This is a genomic window from Aeromonas dhakensis, from assembly GCF_000820305.1.
GTDB classification, from domain to species: domain Bacteria; phylum Pseudomonadota; class Gammaproteobacteria; order Enterobacterales; family Aeromonadaceae; genus Aeromonas; species Aeromonas dhakensis.
Genome location: NZ_CDBH01000045.1, coordinates 170,591 through 186,105, shown reverse-complemented (window position 1 = coordinate 186,105; position 15,515 = coordinate 170,591). Strand labels below are relative to the sequence as shown.

Sequence of the window (15,515 nt, the reverse complement as noted above, 5' to 3'; positions counted from 1 at the left end):
GAGCGTTATGGAGCGGGCGATACACCTTGTTAGATTGCAATCACTCTGGTCGGGGCTCGGGATCCGCAGCCGGATCCTGATCGGAGTAGCCATCCTGATGATCATTGCCATCAGCTGCATCACCCTGATCCTGGAGCAGATCTCCCACGACCAGGCACAGCAGCGGGTGGAACGCTATGAGCTGCCAAGCAGCGTGGAGCGCATCGCCAACCAGCTGACCGCCGAGCTGACCCAGCACCTGACCGAAGCCGAGGCACTGGCCGGCAACAGCTTTGTCATCGACTGGCTGAGCCAGGAGATGCCCGCCGAGCAGTGGCCGATCATGGAGCGCTACTTTCTGGCACTGCAGCAACGCATCGGGGGCAATGTGTTTATCGCGCCACGCCAGAGCGCCACCCTGCTCAACTTCAGCAACGGCACCACGGCCCAGAAGAGACTGAGCGCATCGGATCCCAAAGACGAGTGGTTTTACGGCTTTCTGAAACGGGGCAAGCCCTACGAGCTGAACCTCGACATCTCCGACTTTGACAAGCGTGCCTCCCTCTATATCAATACCGCCGTCACGGCAGAGGGCAAGACTCTGGCGGTGGCCGGCACCTCCATCGACATGAGCGCACTGCGCAAACTCATCAGCAGCTACCGGATAGGCAAGAGCGGGCAGGTCTATCTGGCCGACATGGAGGGTCATATCGAGATCCACCCAGAGCAGGAACTCAAAGAGGCTGCCCACCATCAGAGCACCTTCCTCGACACCGTCAGGGCGCTGATCCCGGCAGCCAGAGAACAGGTCGCGGTAAAGGCCCTGACGCTTGGGAAAGAGACCTATCTGATCGCCGTGCGCTACATTCCGGCACTCAATCGCCTGCTGATAGGCGAGATCAATGCAGCCGAACTGGAGGAGGGACGCAGCGAATCCCGCCGGCTCATCATCATGGTGTCGCTGGCTATCGGCGGGCTCGCCATGCTGGCCTCCGCCTGGCTCGCCCACTCCATCAGCCGCCCCATTCGCCAGGCTGCCGACGGCATGCACCACATCACCGCCGATCGGGATCTGGCGACCCGCCTGGACTTCTCGGATCAGTCGGAGCTGGGCCAGATGGCGCAGAGCTTCAACCGCTTGATCCAGAGCCTGAACCAGAGTTTCTCCCGCTTCCAGCAGTCAGGCAGCGCCCTCTCGGCCCAGTCCTCCCAATCCCTGCATCAGGCTCAGGCCCTGGCAGGAGAGGCCTGCCAGCAGGCCCAGAGCATCCAGGAGCTGAGCAGCGTGGTCGCTCTCATCGGCGACAATGCCGAGCAGATTGCCGGTCGCTCGGAGGGGGTCAACGAGGTGACCCACCGCATCGCCGATCACATGCTCGCCATCGAGCGGGACGTCAGTCAGAGCGCCCAGCAGCTCGACACCCTGCGCAGCAGCATCGGCAGCTCCTCCGCCCTGCTCGAAGAGGTGGTCAAGGACAGCAACAACATCACCCAGATCATGAACCTCATCCGTGACGTCTCGAACCAGACCAACCTGCTGGCGCTCAACGCCGCCATCGAGGCGGCGCGGGCGGGCGAGATGGGGCGCGGCTTTGCCGTGGTGGCCGACGAGGTGCGCCAGCTGGCGGTGCGCACCCAGACCGCCACCAAGGATGTGCAGGATCTCATCCTGCGCCTGCAGGAGGGTACCCGCCAGGCCAGCGGCTCCATGGCTGACTCCCGCACCCTGAGTGAAGAGAGCCATGACCGCATGCATCAGGCCAGGGCGGTGTTGATGGATGCCAGCCGCCAGATCAAGCAGACCGCCCTCGAGATAAACGAGATCAGCGCGCTGGCCCAGGCGCAGGATCAGCAGATGGGACAAGCCAGAGCGGCGCTGGACGAGCTGGCCATGGTGGCCGAGCACCAGCGCGAACATGCAGAGGAGAGCAATGCCGCCAGTCGCGAGCTGTTCGAACTGGCCAAGGCGATAGACGAGCAGATCCGCCAATACCGGATCGGCTGAGCCGCCGTCGGTCAGACAAGACGCCACCCTGGGGTGGCGTTTTCATTTTGCTAACGATTTTGCATCACTCCCGAAACGGGAATGGCACGCACATACACAACTGATTGATAAGTAACACGAAAAAATTTGGAACGGCCATTGCTAGTCATCGTTGAGTCATATCAGACGCAACCCAGGGACATCGCCATGAAGCCGACCACCACTCACACCCCCACCGCCCAAACCTGTGTCACCCACAAGGCGGCGCTGACCCCCCGTGAAGGCACCTTGCTGATGATGGTTGCCCAGTTGCTGGTGCTCACCTGCATCGTCCTGGCCGCCACCCTGGCTGAGCTCCCCTGGTATGGGACGTTGCTGCTGGCCGTGCCGCCTGCCATGGGTGGCGCTCTGCTCAGCCGGGTATGGGGCAGATTGCCCCGCTAAGCCCTCCCCACCTTCCCAGGCAGACGGCCGCCCCTTGAGGCGGCCGTCTGCTTATTCGCTGAAGCCCCTACCCCCTTCACCCGACCGCTGGATCACAGGGCATGGCTTCCCAGCTGCTCCTTGAGAAAATCGAGCCAGACCCGCAGCCGGATGTCGCGCTGGGCATCGGAGTAGAAAACCGCATTGATGGGGCGCGAGGCGCCGCTGTTGCTGCGGGCCAGCACCTCCACCAGGGCCCCGCTCGTCCGATCCGGCCCGGTCATGAAATCCGACAGACAGACGATCCCCTGCCCTCGCAGCGCCAGCTGACGCAGGGTTTCACCGCTGCTGGCCCGCAGGGTCGGGGTGATGGGAAAGCGATCCCCCTGCTCCTGGCTCAAGAGCGGCCAGTGGTTGAGGTGATCGGGGTGCAAAAAGCCGAGCAGCTCGTGCCCGCTCAGCAGATCCGCCGGCTGACGCGGGGTGCCGTGCTCGCGCAAATAGTCGGGGGACGCCAGCAGCCGCAGTCGCGAGCGGCCCAGCGGCAGCGCCCGCAGGGAGGAGTCGGTCAGTTCGCCGATGCGAATGGCCATGTCCACCCGCCGCTCCATCAGGTTGATAAAGCCCTCGGAGCTGTGCAGTTGCAGCTCGATGGCGGGATAACGGCGGCGAAACTCGCCGATGATGGGCACCAGCCGGTGCAGGATGAAGGGGGTGGCGGCATCGACCCGCAATACCCCCTCCGGCTGCTCGCGGCGCATCAGCAGCAGCCCCTCCGCCTCGCTCATCTCGGTCAGGATCTTCACCGCCCGCTGATAGAACCAGCCCCCCTCCTCGGTCAGGCTGACCCGCCTGGTGGTGCGATTGAGCAGCACGGTGGCAAGCTTTTCTTCCAGCCGCTTGATGCCACGGCTCACCACCGAGTTGTCCATGCCGAGGTTCTCCGCCGCCTGGCGAAAGCTGCCCGCCTCCACCACAGCCACAAACAGGGTCAGTTCATCAGAATGGGTCTTCATTGCTGCAATCCAGACAAGAGTAATGGGCCTTTATAGGCGCAATGTCCTTGGGTTGGCAAGGGCGCTCTGGCAGCCGTGCCGGTATTTCAGGGAGAAAAATCCAGATATGAGCGCTATCCCTCAACCTGCTTAATCCGTAGAATGCCGCAAAAAAGCACCATATGACGCCGCTACGATATAAGGCAAATCAATGACATTTGAAGAACGGCTGACCATAGCCCATCAGACTCTGGCTGACCAAGGCATCAAGGAATCCGACTACAACCCATGGGGGTTCAAGCTGCTGCGCAAACTCGGCTGCACCGTCAAGCCACCTTATTACGCGGGCTGGCTGGTCAATTTTCTTTATGCCAGCCTCAGTATCGCACCGATCTGGGGTCTGATTATGTGGACGTTCGTTTGGCACCCAGAGGGAAGATCCTTCGTATCATCGTTGTTCAGCACAGCTCTATTCGCTGGTCTGTTTGGTCTCGTTACCTTAATCAGGCTCTGGCAAAGGCGCAGGCAGCTTGATTTGACCCCATGGGAACAGCTAGCACGCCAACCCATCCGTGAAAGCGCGGCAGGAAAAGGCTGAAACCCCGCTGCAAATTGGCACCAGATGTAATACAGGCTACAGACACGGACCCCCACCTTGCCCGATTTCGTTGAATTCATTATCAGTTTTTCAGTTTACTGCGTCATTCCAATGGCTATTGGCTTGTTGGTTCTCACCTACCGGCTTTTCCGCCACCACAACGGCAACTGGCGCAGCTATCGACACAGCCGGGATCCTCTCCCTCTCTTCATCTCCATTTTACTTGGCATGGTGGTCGCTAGAAGGCTTCATCCAGCCATCATGGCGGCCCTGGCGTGATGGGTAACCACAGCCTGAGATGGTCAGGCCGTCACGACAAGGAGATAACGTGACGGCACGCTCACATGCCACTCGGGGTTTGCCAGTAGAATGCGGCAAGCCGGCATCGTATGGCACCAAACACCTCAAGGAAAAACATCATGGACTTCGAACGTAGACTGGCGGCTGCCCACCGGGAGCTGGCAGAGAAGGGCGTGCAGACGCTCAACTACAACCCGCCGATCACCTGGCTGCTGCGAAAGGCGGGGTTCACCATCAGGCCGCCCCACTACGAACGCTTTCTGGTCAATGTCCTTGCTCTGGGGATCCCCACTGGCGCTATCTGGGGGGTGTTGATGTGGTTCTTCGGCTGGCAACATGAGGTGAGCCCGGCATTTGCCCTGCGCCAGAGCCTGCTGTTTGGCATAGGGGTCGGTCTGCTGATGGCAACCTGGCTCTGGTTTCGGCGCAAGCAGCTCAAGCTGACCCCTTGGGACGCCTTGCCCCACTCCACGATCCGCACGCAAAAACGCTGGCAACCGAAATAATCACCGACAAGGAGATCCTCATGACCAGGGCCCATGAAAAACTGAACTATGTGGAGTTTGCGGCCAGGGATCTTGCCGCCACCAAAGCCTTCTTTCAGGCCGCTTTCGGCTGGCAATTTGCCGATTATGGCCCCGATTACTGCGCCTTCGAGGGAGAAGGGCTGGATGGCGGCTTCTATCGCGCAGATCTCTACAGCCAGAGTGCGCAAGGCGGCGCCCTGCTGGTGTTCTACAGCGCCGATATTGTCGCAACCCAGACCAAGGTGACCAGCGCAGGGGGCACCATAGTTCGGCCCCTGTTCGACTTTCCCGGTGGCCGCCGCTTTCACTTCGTCGAGCCCAGCGGCAATGAATTTGCGGTCTGGTCGGAGCCGGCCAATACCTGATTATATGGGGCAAGAGATATAATCTCTCTGTCCCAATTAATATCCTAGCTAGACACAGCCCCCTTATAAAAGTAATTTACTAGCTATGATAATAGCTCTTATGTGAGAATATTATAATTTTCAACGCTCACAATGACCTTATTAAGGTAACTATATGTACATAGAAGAAACTGCACTACTTACAGAAGCAATAAAGGCAATGACAATTAAAGAGCCTAACGAATGGATTCCTGTGATTGCAGCCATTGGAGGGGCAGTAATAGGTGCATTATCTTCATTAGTACCTACCATTTTCATTGAAAGTAAAAGAGAAAAGGTATTCTCACAGCAGATAACAAAATGTCTTCTTGCTGAAATATCAGCTTTGATGAGATTAATCGAAGTCAGAAGAATTATAGATAATATTGAGGATGCCATATCCCACTTAAAAAACAATCCAAATGACACATACATAATTGCATCAGAAATACCTCTTCATTATTCTCTCGTCTATCAAGAGAACTGTAGGCACTTAGGTGCTGTTGATAAGCAATTTGCGCAACAAATAATTCATTTTTACCACTTGATCGATGCAGTCGTTCAGGACATAAAATATGGAGGCACCTTCAGTAAAGCTCCAACTATTGATGGCTATAAAGAGACACTTGAAATACTCGTGCTAGCAGTGAACATTGGACGTAATTTAGAAAAAACTACAAATTCTTTATAAGGGCTTTATTACTTGCAATATAACTCTTTCATATTTATATAGTTTTCTATTGCTGCTCTATTCTCAATACTGTTTTGCGACTGCTGCCCTGTTTCCTGCAATAGACGGCGGGCATACTGACCCTTCGTTTTTGCAAGGAGGTTCAGATGTCATCCCCCGTGATTGTGATTGCCCAGCTTGAAGCCAAACCCGAATTCGCCCCCCAGTTTCGCGCCGCTCTGGATCCCTTGATCGCGGCCACCTTGCAGGAGGCTGGCTGCCTGCGCTACCAGTTGCATCAGGATTTGGACAATCCCCACTGCTGGATGCTCTACGAGGTGTGGGAGAGCGATGCCGCCCTTACCGCCCATCAGGGCCAACCCCATTTCACCGAATTTGTCACCACGGCCGAGCCCTGGTTTGCCGGCAGCACCATTCGCCGCTATCAACCGCTGGACGCCTGATATGCCGCGCCGCCGAGCACATTTTTACAACCCATTCGAGGAATACATAATGAAGATGCCCAACCTGGGTCTTGGTACCTTTCGCCTGACCGGCCAACCCCTGCGCGACTCCCTGCTGCTGGGGCTCGAGCTTGGCTACCGCCATATCGATACCGCCCAGATCTACGCCAACGAGGCCGAAGTGGGCCAGCTGATGAGCGAGAGCGGCGTGCCCCGCCAGGATATCTACCTGACCACCAAGGTGTGGACCAGCGAGTTCGGCCCGGGCAAGGTGATCCCGAGCCTGGAGGTGAGCCTGGAAAAACTGGGCACCGACTATCTGGATCTGGCGCTCATTCACTGGCCCTCCCCCAGGGATGAGGTGCCGATGGCGGTCTATCTGGAGCAGCTGGCCGAGGCCAAGGCCCGGGGGCTGACCCGCGAGATCGGGGTATCCAACTTTACCGTGGCCCAGCTCAAACAGGCCATCGACATTCTGGGGCCGGGCGCCATCGCCCACCAGCAGGTGGAGATCCACCCGCTGCTGCAAAACCGCAAGGTGGTGGAGTTCTGCAAGGATCACGGCATCGCCATCACCGCCTATATGCCGCTGGCCTATGGCAAGGTGCTCACCGAGCCGCTGCTGATGGAGATCGGCCAGCGCCACGGCGTTTCGGCGGCCCAGGTGTCGCTGGCCTGGCTGCTGGCCCAGGGCATGACGGTGATCCCGAGCTCCACCAAGCGGGAGAACCTGGCCGCCAACCTGGTGGCGCTGAAGGTCACGCTCACAGCCGAGGAGATGGCCGCCATCGCGACCCTGGAGCGGGGCGAGCGCTGCGCCAACCCGGACTTTGCGCCAGATTGGGATTAAACGGGGGGATGCATGGTCCCTCTCGCTTCGGCGGCGGATAGCGGCAACCCGCACGAGCCTATTGCAACCACGGGCTATCCCCTCTCCCTGTGGGAGAGGGTCAGGGTGAGGGCAAGCTCCTCTTTTTAGGTCATCAGGCCTTCAACCAGATAGCCCCCTCATCCCCAACCCTTCTCCCGCAAGGGGAGAAGGGAGCAAAGAAAACCCGACAACATCGACGAGAACCTGAGCGGGAGGCATCATGCCTCCCGCTTTTTTGTCTCCAACACAGCACCACAGCCGCCCGTGCCGATCTCCCAGCGCCTTCCCTCAACCCTTTGTTTCTTAACTCTTTCCTCTTAACTCTTTCCTCTTTTCTCGTTGTCCTGGCTCGCTATGCACGGATTGCTGCCGTGCGCGTTGTCTCTACCTCCACCTCGTGCGCTACCAGTTGTACTTGCCGCGTTGCCTCAGCCACTCCAGCAACCCCATTTCACGGCGCATTGCTGCTGATTTGGCAAAAGTAATTTGATGTCGCCGTCATTTTTGCCAACAAACCACCTCGGCATACTGGCGCCATTCTCCCGTCGGGAGTCCCTATCCAAGGAGTTGTTATGCCACTGGCGTTGTTTGCCCTTACCTTAAGTGCCTTTGCGATCGGCACCACCGAATTCGTGATCGTGGGGCTCATCCCCACCATCGCCGAGCAGCTCAATGTCTCGCTCCCCTCGGCGGGCCTGTTGGTCAGCCTCTATGCCCTTGGGGTGGCCATCGGCGCCCCCGTGCTGACGGCGCTTACCGGCAAGGTGCCGCGCAAGTGGCTGCTGGTAGGGCTGATGGCGCTCTTTACCGCCGGCAACCTGCTGGCCTGGCAGGCCCCCGGTTACGAGAGCCTGATCCTGGCCCGCATCCTGACCGGACTGGCCCACGGGGTCTTCTTCTCGGTGGGCAGCACCATCGCCACGGGTCTTGTGGCCAAAGAGAAAGCGGCCAGCGCCATCGCCATCATGTTCAGCGGCCTCACCATAGCCCTGGTGACCGGCGTCCCGCTCGGCACCTGGATTGGTCAGGTCTTCGGCTGGCGCGACACCTTTCTGGTGGTGAGCCTGCTGGGCCTGGTCGCCATGGTGGGCAGCCTGCTGCTGATCCCCAATAACCTGCCCAAGGGGGCGGCCTCGACCATCCGCGAGCAGCTCTCGGTGCTCACCAAAAAGCCGCTGCTGCTGGTCTACGCCAAGACAGCGCTCGGTTACGGCGGCGCCTTCACCGCCTTTACCTTCCTCGCCCCCATCCTGCAGCAGGTGAGCGGCTTTAGCGCCGGCGCAGTGAGCCTCATCCTGCTGGTGTACGGGGTATCGGTCGCCGTCGGCAATATCTGGGGCGGCAAGCTGGCCGACAAGATGGGCCCCCTGCCTGCGTTGAAGCTGCTGTTTGCTGGTCTCGCCATGGTGCTGCTGGTGCTCACCTTCACCGCGCCCCACCCGGTGCTGGCGGTGCTGACCGTGTTGGTGTGGGGCGCCTTTGCCTTTGGCAACGTGCCGGGCCTGCAGGTGCTGGTGGTGAAACAGGCCGAGCAGCACACGCCGAGGGCGGTGGATGTGGCCTCCGGCCTCAATATCGCCGCCTTCAACGTCGGCATCGCGCTGGGATCCGTGGTCGGTGGCCTGGTGGTGGAACACTTGGGTCTGATGCACACCCCCTGGATCGGGGCGCTGATCGTGCTGCTGGCCTACGGCCTCACCCATGTCAGCGAGCGGCAAGCCGCCCGGATGACACAGGCCTGCCCCCAGTACTGAAAACGCAGGCTTTCCTCTGCAAAATAAAAACGAGCGGCTGATGCCGCTCGTCTCGCTTTCACGCTCTGTTTATTTTTGTTATGCCGCTTGCGGCCCGGCCTTGCCTGTCACGGCGCGAGCCAGCCAGTAGTCGAGGCTGACGTAGCGACCGCCGCCGTACACCAGCAGTACCAGCAGCATCACGAAGTAGGTGGCGGCAAACTCCATCCCGTTGTTGAGCATCACGGGATCCCCAAGCTCGGTGATGTAGTTGTAACGACCGGGGAAGTTGGCGGCCAGCCACTCGATAAAGCCGTTGAGGCGCAATGTAGCCTCCATGCTGCCGGTGGCGATGGCATCCCAGCCGTGCTTCCAGTGCACCATGGCGCTCGCCACGCTCATCAGGAAGATGGTCGGAATGGCCATGACCCGGGTAAAGAGACCAAGGGCGATGCAGATGCAGCCCAGCACCTCGGTGCCCACCGCCAGAAAGGCGAGCAGGGTCGGGAACGGCAGGTTGAGCCCCCCTTCCGAGGCTGGCGCGCCAAACCAGGCAACCGTGCCGGCAAACCCCACCACCTTGGAGTGGGCCCCCACATAGATGACCGGGATGAGGTAGAGGCGAATGGCCAGCAGGGCCAGAAAGTCGAGCCGCTTGCACTGGGCCACGGCCCGCTCGTACCAATGGATAAGGGTGTTGTTCATGGGATGTCTCCTTGGAAAGGGGGTACCTGACGTTCAATGGATGGGGATTCTGTGGATGGCGGTTGAGTGGCCAGCAGGCCGAGCCGGTGAAAATGGCGGGCCCACCCCAGCAGATCAAAACCGCTGCGATAGATGTGCACCTGGGCGGCCAACCCGACCACACTGACCCCTTGCTGCCGCCCAAGCAGCTGCAGCAGGGCCACATCGAATTCGCGCAGCGCCTGGCTGACCAGCTGATGGGCAGGGCAGCGAAACAGGGCGCAAAGCTGGGGAGCCTGACCGGCCGCCACCACCCGCCCCTGCTCGATCACAAAGGGCAGCGTCAGCAACTGCAGGGTGGGGTTGAGCCAGAGCGGGCTGCCCATCTCCACCTCTTCCCCCGCGAGCGGACGCGGCACCTGCGCCTCGTCAATCTCGACGCACAGGCAGGCCCACTCATACTCCAGCAGCGCCAGCCGCAGCCCGGGCCAGTTGAGCCAACCCTCCCCCTGGCCAAGCTGCACATGGCGCACCAGCTCGGTGGCAATCTGGTGAAAGGCGGGCTCGATCGCGCCATGGTGGGCGACGAAACCATTCACCAGCGCATCGCGCTCAACCGGCGTCAGGTGGTGCAAGGTGAGCGCGAAGGTACTCTCCAGCACCGCCTCGACATTGGCCCGCACGCTGCGCACATAGTGGGGGGCTAGCTCGGCTGCCGACTCCCGTATGCAACCGGCCAGCCACTCGGTCTGCTGCCACAACCGGGGCGGGACCGCTGCGGCAGGCCATGCCGCTTGCTCTCGCCTAGTCATGACACACCTCCCGACCCGCCGGATGCGCCGTCGCCTCGCAGCAGGCCTGATGGACCCGGGCCAGCTCGGCCTCCAGCATGGGCAAGGGGGGCAGATGGTGATCCCGCTCCAGCAGCAGGGCGCGCAGGCCGTGGGTCTGCACCGTATAGCGGGCCAGCGCCACCACCTCCTCGCAGACCGGACGGCCATGGGTATCCAGCAGGGTGCCGTCCGCCTCTTCCAGATGGCCGGCGATATGGAAGTAGCGGATCGCCTGGCTCGGCAGCCCGGCAATCATCCGCTCGGGGCTGTAGCCGTGGTTGCGGCTGTTCACAAAAACGTTGTTGATGTCGAGCAGCAGCTCGCAACCGCTGCGCGCCACCAGCTCGGTCAGAAACGCCTCCTCCGCCATCTCGTGCTCATAGCCGTGGTAGTAGGAGATGTTCTCCAGCACCAGCGGGCGGGCCAGCGCATCCTGTACCTGCCGGATCCGATCCGCCAGGTAGGGGAGGTTCTCCCACTGGCGCGGCACCGGCAGCAGCTCGTAGAGATAGCCCCGGGCATCGCGGGAAAAGCTCAGGTGCTCGCTGTAGATGTCGATGGCAAACTCGTCTAGAAAGGCGCGGATCTGGCCGAGCAGGGTCATATTGAGCGGCTGGCAATCGCCGAGGGAGAGGCTGAGCCCGTGGGCCACCAGCGGATAGCGCGCGGCGATCTGCTGCAGTTGCTCCCGCCTGGCGCCGCCAATGGCCATCCAGTTCTCCGGTGCCAGCTCGAGAAAGTCGATGCCGGGGTGGGCAGGCGCCGCACAGAGCTGGGCCAGATGCTCCTGGCGCAGCCCCACGCCACGGCTGCTGGCGCTTATTGGCCGCATACCCCCTCCGTTATCTTGCTCTCCTGGCGCTGGGTCTCGCCGTTGATCCCCTGCTCCGCCAGACCACACTTGCCATCGCGGGCGCGCACCAGCCGGCCCTGTGGATCGCTGTCGAGGGCCTGCTTCTCGAAGCGCTTCTCGGTGCCGCACTTGCCGGCCGCACACTTGCCGCCGTGCTGCTCGCTCGGCGCCGCCTTCACCGGTGCCTCGCTCGGGGTGGCCGCCAGCGCAAGCCCGGGGGTCAGCGCGATCAGGCCGGTCATGGCGATGGAGAGGCTCAGTTTGCGGGAGCTCTTGTTGCTGTGTGCGTTACTCATGGCTGGACTCCTTGACGGATGAAACGGGGTAACTGGAGAGATCGCGGGCGGCCACCACCTGGCCGTGGAACCGCTGCTTGACGATGGCCATCGCCTCCTTCTTGTGATTGAGGCCGACCCCCATCCAGTGGTTCAGCACCAGCAGCTTGGGGTTCACTTCGGCGGCAATGTTGGCGACCACCGAGGGCTTGGCATGGAGCGAGGCGGAGACGGGATCGGCGCCCTCGTGGATGGCGAGCGGCATCACCAGGATATCGGCCCCCTTGGCAAACGGCACAAAGGCCGGGTTGCTGCCGTTCTGATCCGCCGAGATGACGATGGTCCCCTCGGCGCTCTCGATGCGATAGGCCAGACAGGGCACGTCCCCGTGGGGGATGCCGAGCGCCGTGATGGTCAGGCCATCCTGCTGATAGACCTGATGGGGCTGGGGTGTCTGGAAGGGCACATCGTGCACATTGATGGGGAAGAGACCATCGGTGCCATCCTTGAAGCCGCCGAGGTAGGCATAGGCCCCCTTGCTCGGGTTAAACAGGGCGTCAAAGTAGCCGCTCATGCTGGGGAAGGCCGAGCCGGCCTGCGGCCCCGCCAGATCGAGGGGATCGCTGCGCTTGAAGAAGTAGGCCCCCTTGAGCAGCGCAGGCAGGTCGGTCACATGGTCGGTGTGAAAGTGAGTGATACCGATGAAGTCGACCTCTTCGAGCTTGGCGCCCGCCTGGCCGAAGCGCAGATAGACGCCGCCACCGGCATCGATCAGGATGCGCGATTTGCCCTTCCACCAGATCACCTCGCTGGAGGAAGCGCGCAGATCGTCGGAGATGGGGCCGCCGCTGCCGAGCACCTGCAGGGTGAATGCCTTGTCCAGTGGCGTCAGTTGTACGGGCTCGGCCCAGGCCGGCGCGGTGGCGAGCGCGCAGCCGATGGCCAGCGTCACCGCTTTGATTGTCTGTTTCATAACGGATTACCTGTCGGTTGGATGACAAGAGAAAGGGGTCGGGGCGAGGCAGTGTCTGCCCTCCCCGACCGAGGGGGATCAGGGTTGAGAGCGGGGCTCATCCCGTTCATCGGCTTCCCAGCGTGCTTCCAGCCAGAGCAGGTTGCACAGGCCCAGCAACAGGGCGAAACCCAGGCCCAAAATCCAGGTGAAGTACCACATAGCGGCTCCCTTGGGGTCAGTAGAGTTGATGGCTGTCGCGCTTGATGCCGGCACGATCCAGCTTGCCGCGCACCACCCGGTAGACCCAGCCGGTGTAGCCGAGGTTGATGGGCATCAGCACCAGCACGATCCCGAACATGATGGTCAGGGTCTTGAAGCTGGAGGTGCCGTCCCACAGGGTCAGGCTGCTGGCCGGATCCAGCGACGAGGGCAGCACGAAGGGGAACAGGGCGATGGCCACCGAGCAGAGCATGGCGGCGCAGGCCAGGCCGCTGGCCAGCAGCGCCAGCCGTCCCTTCTCCTGCCAGGCGGCGATGCCGCTGGCCAGCGGTGCCAGGGCGCCGATGAGGGGCACCAGCCACAGCAGCGGGTAGTCAAAGTAGTTGCCAAGCCAGCCGCAGGCGTGGGGGATCACCCCCTTCATCAGCGGGCTGATGGCGGCATTGGGGTCAAAGGGCTGGCCCGCCAGGCCGGTCAGCTGATAACCCGGCAACCCCAGCAGATGCCAGCCGGCCAGCAGATAGCAGAGGGTCACCAGCGGTGCCAGCAGGATGGCGAGGCCACGGGCCCGCAGTGCTGGGGTCCCCGTTACCTTGGCCTGCAGGAAGCTGGCGCCGTGCAGCAGCAGCAGGCTCACCCCGGTCGCCACCACGCTGACAATCCAGCTCCAGTGGAAATCGAAGGCCCCGTAGTGCAGGCGCAGTGCGCTATCGAAGCGAAACGGCAGGCCCTGCATCACCAGCGCGATGGCGGCAGAGAGCACCAGGGTCGGCACCAGCCCCCCGGCCACCAGGGCGCGATCCCACCAGCGGCGCCAGAGGGGATCGGCCAGCTTGCTGCGATAGTCAAAGCCCACCGGGCGCAGGAAGAGGCCAAGCAGCAGCACTATCATGGGCACATAGAGCGCCGAGAAGGCGGCGGCGTAGACCAGCGGCCAGGCGGCGAACAGGGCGCCGGCGCCGGCGATGAGCCACACCTGGTTGCCCTCCCACACCGGCCCCACGCTGTTGATCACCAGTCGGCGGTCTTCATCCTCTTTCGAGACCACCGGCAGCAGCATGGCGATGCCCAGATCGAAGCCATCCATCACGATGAAGCCGACCAGCATGAACAGCACCAGCCCCCACCAGATGAGTTTCAGGGTTTCATAATCCATCAGGCGATCCTCGCAAGTTCGGGTTGTTCACCGCTGTAGCGGCCGGTATGCAGCACGGCGGGCCCCTGGCGGATCACGCGGCGCAGCAGGAACAGCTCCACCACCAGCAGGCAGGAGTAAATGAGACAGATGGAGATCAGGCTGAACCAGAGCTGGCCCGGCTGCAGCAGCGACACCGAGGCCGACACCGGCAGCACGTCGCTGATGGTCCAGGGCTGGCGACCGAATTCGGCCACGAACCAGCCCGCCTCGATGGCAATCCAGGGCAGCGGAATGCTCCACAGCAGCGCCTTGAGCAGGCGGGGCGAGGCGAGCAGCCGGTTGCGGCAGAGCTGGACGAAACCCGCCACGAACAGCCCGAGCATCACTACCCCCAACCCGACCATGATCCGAAAGCCCCAAAACAGCGGCGCCACCTGCGGCACCGAGTCTTCCACCGCCCTGGCGATCTCGGCCTCACCGGCCTTGGCGATGTTGCTGGCATAGGGGGTGAGCAGCAGCCCGTAGCCGAGATCCTGGCCGTGCTTGTCGAACAGCGCACGGTTCTCGGCCGAGTCGTTGCCGGCGCGGATCTGCTCGAGCGCCCCGGCGGCCACCATGCCGCTGCGAATGCGGGTCTCGTGCTGGGCCTTGAGATCCTTGATGCCGGTCACCGCCTCATCGAGGGAGCGGGTGGCGATGATGCCCATCAGATAGGGGATTTTGACCGCAGCGTGGGTGGTCTCGGCCCCCTGATCCGGGAAGCCGAACAGGGTGAAGGCGGCCGGCGCAGGCTCCGTCTCCCACTCCGCCTCGATAGCGGCCAGCTTGACCTTCTGCACCTCGCCGGTGCGATAGCCCGACTCGTCACCCAGCACGATGACCGAGAGAATGGCGGCCAGCCCAAAGCCCGAGGCGATGGCGAAGGAGCGCAGGGCGAAGCGCACCTCCATGCGGCGCAGCAGATACCAGCTGCTCACCCCCATCACGAACAGGGAGGCAGCCACGTAGCCCGCCGCCACCGTGTGCACGAACTTGACCTGGGCCACCGGGTTGAAGATCACCGCGGCCACGTCCACCAGCTCCATGCGCTGGGTCACCAGGTTGAACTCGGCGCCCACCGGGTTCTGCATCCAGCCGTTGCCGATCAGGATCCAGAGCGCGGAGAGGTTGGAGCCGAGCGCCACCAGCATGGTCACCAACAGATGCTGACCGCGGGAGAGCTTGTCCCAGCCGAAGAAGAAGAGCCCCACCAGGGTCGACTCGAGGAAGAAGGCCATCAACCCCTCCACCGCCAGCGGGGTGCCGAAAATGTCCCCCACATACTGGGAGTAGTAGGCCCAGTTGGTGCCGAACTGGAACTCCAGGGTGATGCCTGTGGTCACCCCCATCACGAAGTTAATGCCAAACAGCTTGCCCCAGAAACGGGTGATGTCCTTGTAGATCACCTTGCCGGTCATCACATAGGCCGACTCTGCGATCACCAGGATCCAGGACAGCCCCAGCGTGAGGGGCACAAACAGGAAGTGGAACATGGCCGTGGCGCCAAATTGCAGGCGCGACAGGCTGACCACGTCATCCGGATTGATCATGCGTCACTCTCTTTTGTTGTATTTACCTTGCACGTTTTGTGC

General features: G+C 61.8%; 19 protein-coding genes. 10 read left to right on the top strand and 9 right to left on the bottom strand.

Annotation, left to right across the window (positions count from 1 at the left end):
- The first annotated feature begins 7 nt into the window (after positions 1-7).
- Positions 8-1,984 (top strand): methyl-accepting chemotaxis protein, encoded by a 1,977-nt coding sequence (locus BN1143_RS12280; RefSeq protein ID WP_042050834.1) that lies wholly within the window; start codon positions 8-10, stop codon positions 1,982-1,984.
- 186 nt (positions 1,985-2,170) lie between these two features.
- Positions 2,171-2,407: a hypothetical protein gene (locus BN1143_RS12275; RefSeq protein WP_042050833.1), complete on the top strand. Its 237-nt coding sequence runs from the start codon at positions 2,171-2,173 to the stop codon at positions 2,405-2,407.
- Between the two features lie 92 nt (positions 2,408-2,499).
- On the opposite strand, the gene BN1143_RS12270 is transcribed toward BN1143_RS12275, so the two are convergent.
- The gene (locus BN1143_RS12270; protein ID WP_005299545.1) at positions 2,500-3,402 is read right to left on the bottom strand and encodes a LysR substrate-binding domain-containing protein; all 903 of its coding nucleotides are present in this window, start codon (positions 3,400-3,402) and stop codon (positions 2,500-2,502) included.
- A gap of 190 nt (positions 3,403-3,592) precedes the next feature.
- Here BN1143_RS12270 and BN1143_RS12265 point away from each other — a divergent pair, with 190 nt between their 5' ends.
- The 8 genes from BN1143_RS12265 (at position 3,593) to BN1143_RS12240 (ending at position 8,948) form a co-directional block, all read left to right on the top strand.
- Positions 3,593-3,979, top strand: coding sequence for a DUF6404 family protein (locus BN1143_RS12265; protein WP_017786641.1), 387 nt, complete (start codon positions 3,593-3,595; stop codon positions 3,977-3,979).
- Between the two features lie 57 nt (positions 3,980-4,036).
- Complete coding sequence (locus tag BN1143_RS22415; RefSeq protein WP_156141304.1) at positions 4,037-4,258, top strand: hypothetical protein; 222 nt, start codon at positions 4,037-4,039, stop codon at positions 4,256-4,258.
- 140 nt (positions 4,259-4,398) lie between these two features.
- Positions 4,399-4,785, top strand: a complete 387-nt coding sequence (locus BN1143_RS12260; protein ID WP_042050832.1) for a DUF6404 family protein — start codon at positions 4,399-4,401, stop codon at positions 4,783-4,785.
- A gap of 20 nt (positions 4,786-4,805) precedes the next feature.
- Positions 4,806-5,171, top strand: coding sequence for a VOC family protein (locus BN1143_RS12255; protein ID WP_042050831.1), 366 nt, complete (start codon positions 4,806-4,808; stop codon positions 5,169-5,171).
- 154 nt (positions 5,172-5,325) lie between these two features.
- Complete coding sequence (locus BN1143_RS22410; protein WP_156141303.1) at positions 5,326-5,880, top strand: hypothetical protein; 555 nt, start codon at positions 5,326-5,328, stop codon at positions 5,878-5,880.
- 146 nt (positions 5,881-6,026) lie between these two features.
- Positions 6,027-6,323, top strand: coding sequence for a putative quinol monooxygenase (locus BN1143_RS12250; protein WP_042050830.1), 297 nt, complete (start codon positions 6,027-6,029; stop codon positions 6,321-6,323).
- A gap of 49 nt (positions 6,324-6,372) precedes the next feature.
- Positions 6,373-7,173 carry a 2,5-didehydrogluconate reductase DkgB gene (gene dkgB / locus BN1143_RS12245; protein WP_231570598.1) on the top strand — a complete coding sequence of 267 codons (801 nt, stop codon included), beginning with the start codon at positions 6,373-6,375 and terminating at the stop codon, positions 7,171-7,173.
- A gap of 593 nt (positions 7,174-7,766) precedes the next feature.
- Positions 7,767-8,948, top strand: coding sequence for an MFS transporter (locus tag BN1143_RS12240; RefSeq protein WP_042050829.1), 1,182 nt, complete (start codon positions 7,767-7,769; stop codon positions 8,946-8,948).
- Positions 8,949-9,026: 78 nt separating this feature from the next.
- On the opposite strand, the gene BN1143_RS12235 is transcribed toward BN1143_RS12240, so the two are convergent.
- The 8 genes from BN1143_RS12235 to BN1143_RS12200 form a co-directional block, all read right to left on the bottom strand.
- On the bottom strand, positions 9,027-9,632 hold the full coding sequence (locus BN1143_RS12235; protein ID WP_042050828.1) for an HvfX family Cu-binding RiPP maturation protein: 606 nt from the start codon (positions 9,630-9,632) through the stop codon (positions 9,027-9,029).
- On the bottom strand, positions 9,629-10,372 hold the full coding sequence (locus BN1143_RS12230; protein ID WP_042050827.1) for a putative DNA-binding domain-containing protein: 744 nt from the start codon (positions 10,370-10,372) through the stop codon (positions 9,629-9,631). Before BN1143_RS12230 ends, BN1143_RS12235 begins: the two co-directional genes overlap by 4 nt.
- 43 nt (positions 10,373-10,415) lie before the next feature.
- Entirely contained in the window at positions 10,416-11,276 is an 861-nt protein-coding gene (locus BN1143_RS12225) for an MbnB/TglH/ChrH family RiPP precursor modification enzyme (protein ID WP_042050826.1), read from the bottom strand.
- Positions 11,264-11,593: a hypothetical protein gene (locus BN1143_RS12220; RefSeq protein ID WP_042050825.1), complete on the bottom strand. Its 330-nt coding sequence runs from the start codon at positions 11,591-11,593 to the stop codon at positions 11,264-11,266. The genes BN1143_RS12225 and BN1143_RS12220 overlap by 13 nt, the downstream gene beginning before the upstream one ends.
- Positions 11,586-12,545 carry an MBL fold metallo-hydrolase gene (locus BN1143_RS12215; protein WP_042050824.1) on the bottom strand — a complete coding sequence of 320 codons (960 nt, stop codon included), beginning with the start codon at positions 12,543-12,545 and terminating at the stop codon, positions 11,586-11,588. Before BN1143_RS12215 ends, BN1143_RS12220 begins: the two co-directional genes overlap by 8 nt.
- A gap of 78 nt (positions 12,546-12,623) precedes the next feature.
- Positions 12,624-12,746 (bottom strand): cytochrome bd-I oxidase subunit CydX, encoded by a 123-nt coding sequence (gene cydX, locus BN1143_RS12210; protein ID WP_017766001.1) that lies wholly within the window; start codon positions 12,744-12,746, stop codon positions 12,624-12,626.
- Positions 12,747-12,762: 16 nt separating this feature from the next.
- A complete protein-coding gene (gene cydB / locus BN1143_RS12205) occupies positions 12,763-13,902 on the bottom strand; it encodes a cytochrome d ubiquinol oxidase subunit II (protein ID WP_017779409.1) in 1,140 nt (379 codons plus the stop codon).
- Complete coding sequence (locus tag BN1143_RS12200) at positions 13,902-15,473, bottom strand: cytochrome ubiquinol oxidase subunit I (protein WP_042050823.1); 1,572 nt, start codon at positions 15,471-15,473, stop codon at positions 13,902-13,904. Before BN1143_RS12200 ends, cydB begins: the two co-directional genes overlap by 1 nt.
- Positions 15,474-15,515: the final 42 nt, after the last annotated feature.